Annotated in this window: 5 protein-coding genes and 2 pseudogenes; 1 reads left to right on the top strand and 6 read right to left on the bottom strand. The window is 62.7% G+C overall.

The window, feature by feature from the left end; genetic code table 11:
- The 6 genes and pseudogenes from tnpC to NKH17_RS31685 form a co-directional block, all read right to left on the bottom strand.
- Positions 1-1,216, bottom strand: a pseudogene (gene tnpC, locus NKH17_RS31710) (IS66 family transposase); the annotation flags it as partial.
- 69 nt (positions 1,217-1,285) lie between these two features.
- Positions 1,286-1,642 carry an IS66 family insertion sequence element accessory protein TnpB gene (gene tnpB, locus NKH17_RS31705; RefSeq protein WP_352902762.1) on the bottom strand — a complete coding sequence of 119 codons (357 nt, stop codon included), beginning with the start codon at positions 1,640-1,642 and terminating at the stop codon, positions 1,286-1,288.
- Positions 1,639-2,019 carry an IS66-like element accessory protein TnpA gene (gene tnpA, locus NKH17_RS31700; RefSeq protein WP_352973351.1) on the bottom strand — a complete coding sequence of 127 codons (381 nt, stop codon included), beginning with the start codon at positions 2,017-2,019 and terminating at the stop codon, positions 1,639-1,641. Before tnpA ends, tnpB begins: the two co-directional genes overlap by 4 nt.
- Positions 2,020-2,431: 412 nt before the next feature.
- Positions 2,432-3,547, bottom strand: coding sequence for an IS110 family RNA-guided transposase (locus NKH17_RS31695; protein WP_352902757.1), 1,116 nt, complete (start codon positions 3,545-3,547; stop codon positions 2,432-2,434).
- A 102-nt stretch (positions 3,548-3,649) separates the two neighbouring features.
- Positions 3,650-3,880 carry a hypothetical protein gene (locus NKH17_RS31690; RefSeq protein ID WP_352902756.1) on the bottom strand — a complete coding sequence of 77 codons (231 nt, stop codon included), beginning with the start codon at positions 3,878-3,880 and terminating at the stop codon, positions 3,650-3,652.
- Between the two features lie 96 nt (positions 3,881-3,976).
- Complete coding sequence (locus NKH17_RS31685) at positions 3,977-5,563, bottom strand: adenylate/guanylate cyclase domain-containing protein (protein ID WP_352902754.1); 1,587 nt, start codon at positions 5,561-5,563, stop codon at positions 3,977-3,979.
- Between the two features lie 316 nt (positions 5,564-5,879).
- Between NKH17_RS31685 and NKH17_RS31680 the strand changes: the two are divergent.
- A pseudogene (locus NKH17_RS31680) lies at positions 5,880-6,066 on the top strand (3'(2'),5'-bisphosphate nucleotidase CysQ); the annotation flags it as partial.
- Between the last annotated feature and the right edge of the window lie 46 nt (positions 6,067-6,112).

Genomic DNA, 6,112 nt, shown 5'->3' with positions numbered 1-6,112 from the left:
CGAGAGAGCGTAGCGGATCGCCTCGGCGAGCTTTGTCTTCTGGCTGATCAGGCCGAGCTTTTCGCGCAACCAGGGTTCGAGATCGGCGACAATAGCGCGGCTATTTTCCTGTCGCATCGCACGGCGCTCCTCGGCCGATCGGCCACGGATGCCGTCCTCGATCTTGTAGAGCTCGGCGATCCGTCTCAGCGCCTCGCTGGCGATCGGCGCGGGACCGGCTGCCGCCAGTTGATAGAAGCGTCGGCGCACGTGTGCCCAGCAGAAGGCGAGCGTGACGCCACTCTTTTCGGCCAGCACACGATAGCCGCCATAGCCGTCGACCTGCAGGATTCCGCCAAATCCTGCGAGATGAGCGATCGGCCGCTCGGCCTTTCGGTCCGGCGCATAGACATAGGCGACGCCCGGCGGGTCGCTCCCCTCCCATGGCCGGTCATCGCGGGCATAGGCCCAGAGCTGCCCAGTCTTGGTCTTGCCGCGGCCCGGATCGAGCACCGGCGCGGTCGTCTCGTCAGCGAAGAGTTTTGGCGACGCCTTCAACTTGCTAAGCAGCCGCTCATGCACCGGACGCAGGTGCCAGGCGGCGCGGCCGACCCAGTCGGCGAGCGTGGAGCGATCGAGATTGACGCCCTGCCGGGCGTAGATCTGCGCCTGACGATAGAGCGGCAGATGATCGGCATTTTGAGACCAGGACCTGGGCGACCGTTGCCTCGGTTGGAAGACCACCCTCGATCAGCCGGGCGAGTGCGGGAGCTTGGATCACCATGTCCTCACAGGCGCGGCAGGCATATTTGGGCCGCCGTACGACGATCACACGCAGCTGCGCCGGAACGATGTCGAGCCGCTCGCTCACGTCCTCGCCGATGCGATGCAGACCATTGCGGCAGCACGGGCAGGCTTGATCCTCGATGTCGACGACCATCTCCACGCGAGGAAGGTGTGCCGGCAGCGCGCCCCGGTTCGCTCGGCGCTTTGCGACACGCGCCTGACGTTCGCCAGGAGCGGTCTGTGCCTTCTCTTCCTCGCCGGCCGCCTCGAACTGCTCGGCCTCTTCGAGCCCCAGCAGCAATTGATCCTCGGGGAGCGTCTCAGCACGACGGCCGAAGCGGTGGCGCTGCAATTCCTTGATGATCTGGTGAAGGCGGGCGTTCTCGACGTCGCGCGCCAGGGCCTTCAGCGCGTCCGGATCGTCGGGAAGCTGGTCCGCAGTCATCGCCATGACAGGATCAGACCATATTCGCCGACAGCCCGCGACAGCGGAATCCAGACTGATTCACTTCGTCGCGGGTCAGCCGGCCTGGGCTGGAACGCGGGTCCGGCGCGCCTCATGGACTCGCCGCCAGTCGAGACCTTCGAGTAGCGCCGAGAGCTGCGCGGCCGTCAGCCGCATCATGCCGTCATGTACTTTCGGCCAGCGGAACTCCCCATCCTCCAAACGCTTGGCGTAGAGGCAGACCCCGGTGCCATCCCAGAAGATCAGCTTGATCCGGTCAATCCGCTTCGCCCGGAAGACGTAAACGGCCCCGCTGAACGGATCGGCCCCCATCGTCTCTCGCACCAGTGCCGCCAATCCCTCCGCGCCCTTGCGGAAGTCGACCGGCTTCGTCGCCACCATGACTTTGACCGCACCCGTCGGCCCGATCACGACGTCGCCTTCAGCGCGCGGATCACTGCGGCCACCGTCTTGGTATCGGCGCCCCGGCCGACGCGCATCGCGATGCCGTCGATCTCAAGCTCGATCATGCCTGCATCTCGGGTGGCTTGCCGTTTCCGCTGCTTCGGTGAACGGCTGGCTACAGGTTCCGCCGCCGCCACAACCGCCGGCACAAAGGCAGGAGAATCTTGCTGCACCGAAGCGACCTGTTTGCGCGCTTCGCGGCGCCAGGCGAAGACCTGCTGCGGCCTAAGGCCATACCGACGGGCGACCTCGGAAATGATTGCGTTCGGCTCCAGCGTCTCCGCGATGATCCGCGCCTTATCGTCCACCGACCAATGACGCCGACCGCCGGCCCCGTTGATCACCTCGAAACGCCGAAGCTGCCGCTCCGGGTCAAGCGTAAGGTCAAGTCCAGACACAAGCCGATCTCCGATCCCAATACAGGATCGGCAACCTCACAGATCGCGACCACTCCCGAAAGGTGGTCCCACAACAGCGCTCTGATGTCCGCTGTCAAGGTTTGGAACGCAGGAGGTCGCCCGATCCGAGGAACGGCTGCTCATTCTGATGATCGCGCATGGGTGGAGGCGGAACTGAAGGACGTCGGTGATCAAGCTCTGATGCGCGGATTGGCTACCGCATTCCCGATTGTGCGTCCGGGGCTGTTCCTATCTTACTGCGGGCGTCGGCCATGTTGCCGGCCACAAAGCGTCTGACGGGCATTTCCCCTGCCGGGTCCCGCCTCCGCCCATGCGCGAGATGAAAGCCGTCGCAGGTCTACGACCTGATCGCCTGGGCCTCCCTTGCAACGGCCCACATGAAGCCGGCCAGTTCACGGGCGATCGCTGTGCACACCACCGTTGTCCTCTTGCCGCGTCCGCTCAACATTCGATAGCGGGCGGTCAGCCGTGTTTGGGCCTTCCATGCGATCTCGCGCACCTTCGGTGGAGCTTGCTCCAGCCGATACAGCTTCATCTTGCCTACCTTGGGAGGATGCCTGTACGTCCATGCGCTCTCGACCAGCATATGGCGAACCCGGCCGTTCCCTGCCTTAGTGATGCCGCCCCGTCTGACTGTCTCGCCGGTCGATCGTTCGCCGGGAACGAGGCCAAGATAACCCATGAGTTGGCGTGGGCTCTCGAACCGCTGCACGTCGCCAACCTCGGTGGCGAATGTCACGGCAACGATTAGGTCTACGCCCCTCAGGGTCTGCAGTGCCCGCACGATCGGCGCCAGGGACCAGGTCGCAATGAACTCCTCGATCACACCCTCAAGTCGCTCGACCCGCTCTTTCGAGACGCGGATCGCTTCGACCATTTCCTGAAGCGCGATCTGATGCGCCGGGTGATCGAACGGTTGCTCCTGCAGCCAGCGCAGATAGCGCATCGTCCAGCCCTTCCTGCGAGGATAGATACGTCCGTGCTTGAGCATGAAGGCGCTCACATGCTGCCGGTGGACGCGAAGCGTCTCGACTGCGGCCGCCCGGGCGCGGACGAGATCCCGCATGGCTTCGTGACCTTCATGGGGAACCCACACCGCCGTCAGTTCGCCGGCGCGCAGCAGTCGAGCCAACGCAAGAGCATCCCGGCGGTTCGTCTTCACCCGATCGCCGGGCTTCCTTGGGATCAGCGATGGGGCGACCACCATGCATTCATGGCCGAGCGATCGGATCAGCCGATAGAGACCATAGCCGGTCGGACCGGCCTCGTAGCAGAAATACACCCGATCGAACTTGGCGGCGATCCGCTGGATAACTCGGCGCATGCTCACATCCGACGCGTCGACCTCGCCGCAGAAGCGAACCTCTCCCTCTCGGCCGGCGTCCGCAATCGCGATGGCGTTCCTTAGCTTCGCGACATCGATTCCGACAAATGCTTCCCTATGATCTGCCACGGCTCGTCCTCCTGTGATGAGGATCGGCTCGGCCCGCCCGAGCAACCCTCGGACGCGCAGTGTAGGGCGAGCCACCTCACTGACAGAGGCGGACATACGGTCTTACCGCTTAAGAGGACTGGTCTGACAGAGGCCATCCATGCCGCGCTCAAGCATGAGCTTGAGCGCGAACAGGCTAGATGGTCCCTGGTGGAGATCGGCGTCACGTTCTGCCATGATCTGCGAGCCAGGGGCAAGCCAGGCGCGCCGACAAGGCGTTTCGCGACAACCTGTACGGGAATGACTGATGTTCATCGACTCCTCGGCCTTGACGGCGCTGATGACGAGGATCATGCGCGCGAACTCCTGGCCGGGACCTGGCGCGGCTGAACGGTGTTGAACCCGACTTACGTGGCTGGCCACGGTCCAGATTGCATCACGTTCAAGAACCTAAAATGCGGCGGGCTTGCTTCGGATGGATAAGGCCAGGAGCGCCTCCGAAAGTCGTTTCTTCGCCCGCTCGACCCCGTTCTCGTCGATTGCCTCAACATCGAGGAACAAGTCGAGGCCAGTCGCGTGCTCGCTGATGACCTGAGGGCGCTGGGCGAGTTCACCCAGGAGGCCCTCGACTTCGTAGGGGACAACCTCCCGGCTGATCCCCTTCATCGCAATCGGTGCCAACGGACGCGCCCGGACAAGGTCGCGCACGAGCGCGTAAGTCTCATAGCTGAGGCAGATGCCGCCGGGCTCGGCAATCGACTGCAGACGCGCCGCCAAGTTCGCTTCGGCTCCAATGATCGTGTAGTCCATCCGATCGTCGGAACCGAAGTTCCCAACATTGCAATAGCCCGTGTTGATGCCCATGCGAGCTCGGAAGGGCCGTTCAACTCCGCGGTCATGCCACACCCTATTCAACTGCTCCACCCGACGCTGCATGTCGACAGCCATGCGCAAGCAGGCTCTCGCGTCTTCCTCGACGCCTTGCGTCTCGGGGTCGCCGAAGAACACAAGAAGCGCGTCGCCGATGAACTTGTCCACAGTGCCGCCGTGTTTGAGGGCGATCGCCGACATCTCGGTGAAGTACTCATTGAGGAGAAGCGTCAGGTCCTCGGGCTGGAGCCGTTCCACGATCGCGGTGAAATCCTTGACGTCGGAGAAAAAGATCGTGAGCTTCTTGCGCTCGGTCGCGATGGTGACGTCCTTCTGGCCGCTGAAGATGCTTTTGTAGATTTGAGGCGAAAGGTATTTGGCGATCTTCAATGAAATCGCGGCCAGGAAGTCGTTTGCCTCCGAAAGCTCCTTGTTGATCCCCTGAATCAACGCGGACTGCCGACGCTGCAGGAGAATGAACGTCAGGCCCGCCGCCGCCGCGAAACCGAAATATACGAGCAGATACTTGAAAGTGAGGATGTTCGCAGCGATAGGCTGATTGACTGATATCTCCTGGATCCCTCGGACATCCCCTACCTTCCAATCCGTCTTGGGGCTGTCCGGGTGTGAGTTATGGCAGGTCACGCAGACTTGTCCCATTACAACAGGGGCCGCGGCGCGGACCTGCCGGTCAAACAGTGAACCCGAGACTTCGATGATCGGCTCCTTCGGGTTGGCGCGCAAAGCCAAGATTGCATTCCGCTCGAATACATCGAGCTGGTGGGGGGCGCGACCTTTGAAGGGCAGATCGGAGACGAACCGATATTTGACGGACCCATCGTGAGCGCTGATGCGCTTGCCGAGTTCAATCGAGAGGGTTGCTGGAATAGGGATCGCACCCGGCACGTCCCGGTAGTTGTGCGTCGCAGTCACGGCGCCGTCTGCCTGCAGCACGCGTCCCACGACGTCGCTGCCGTAGAATCCGCGCATTTCGTCGATGATCCGGCTGATTTCGCTGGCTTGCCTGCGCAGCATCCGTTCCGATAGGTCTCGGAGGTCGAGCCAGGCTGCGACGGGCAGGCCGATAAGGCCGATAACCACTGCTGCCACAAGAAGCGGTCCCATGGTGCGCTGCTGACGCGCAATCTGTTCACCCAGTCCAGCCATTGTGCAAGCGCCCGGCCGTCTTAGTATCTGAACTATAGCTCATTCCCGGCACGGTACCAGAGTCAGTCTTGGCTCGATGAAAACACGTCAGCCCTGCAACGTCGGACCGACCTTGAGCGGTTGCTGCTGAGCCCCGACCCTCACAGCGGATTTCGCATTCTGGCGCTAGATCCGCAGTGAATCAGTGAAGGGATGTCGCAAAGTCGGTTGTGGCCCGCAATGATAATCGCTCAGGGGCCAAAAATTCACCTCTGGCACGGTTGAGACTTCTGCGGCCGGGGAGCGCGTCGGAGAAGAAAAAGTGTCCCGCGGAACGTATCCGCGTTTCGGCCGCACTATGGAATGGGACACCGCGGCGGGTGACGCGGTATTTCGCGCTGCCGTAGCATGACGCGCACCTGAATGGTGCGCCGCCGCCTGCGGTCAGCGCGACCAGGAGCTACGACGAGGATTTTGCCAACCGGCATTTTGTCGCCAGCGGCAAGGCTGCTAAATCTGGCTAGACGACGATTGCGCAACCAAAACGAACGCGTCAGGCCTGATCACCGC

Origin of the sequence: Mesorhizobium sp. M1334 (genome assembly GCF_040317995.1) — a bacterium.
Classification (GTDB): domain Bacteria; phylum Pseudomonadota; class Alphaproteobacteria; order Rhizobiales; family Rhizobiaceae; genus Mesorhizobium.
The sequence above is the reverse complement of the archived record's forward strand: the minus strand, read 5'-3'. Positions and strand labels throughout refer to the sequence as shown.

Coding starts and splice junctions, on each gene's coding strand:
- NKH17_RS31685 (WP_352902754.1), bottom strand. CDS start 5,563: ATGGCTGGACTGGGTGAACAGATTGCGCGTCAGCAGCGCACCATGGGA.
- NKH17_RS31690 (WP_352902756.1), bottom strand. CDS start 3,880: ATGATCCTCGTCATCAGCGCCGTCAAGGCCGAGGAGTCGATGAACATC.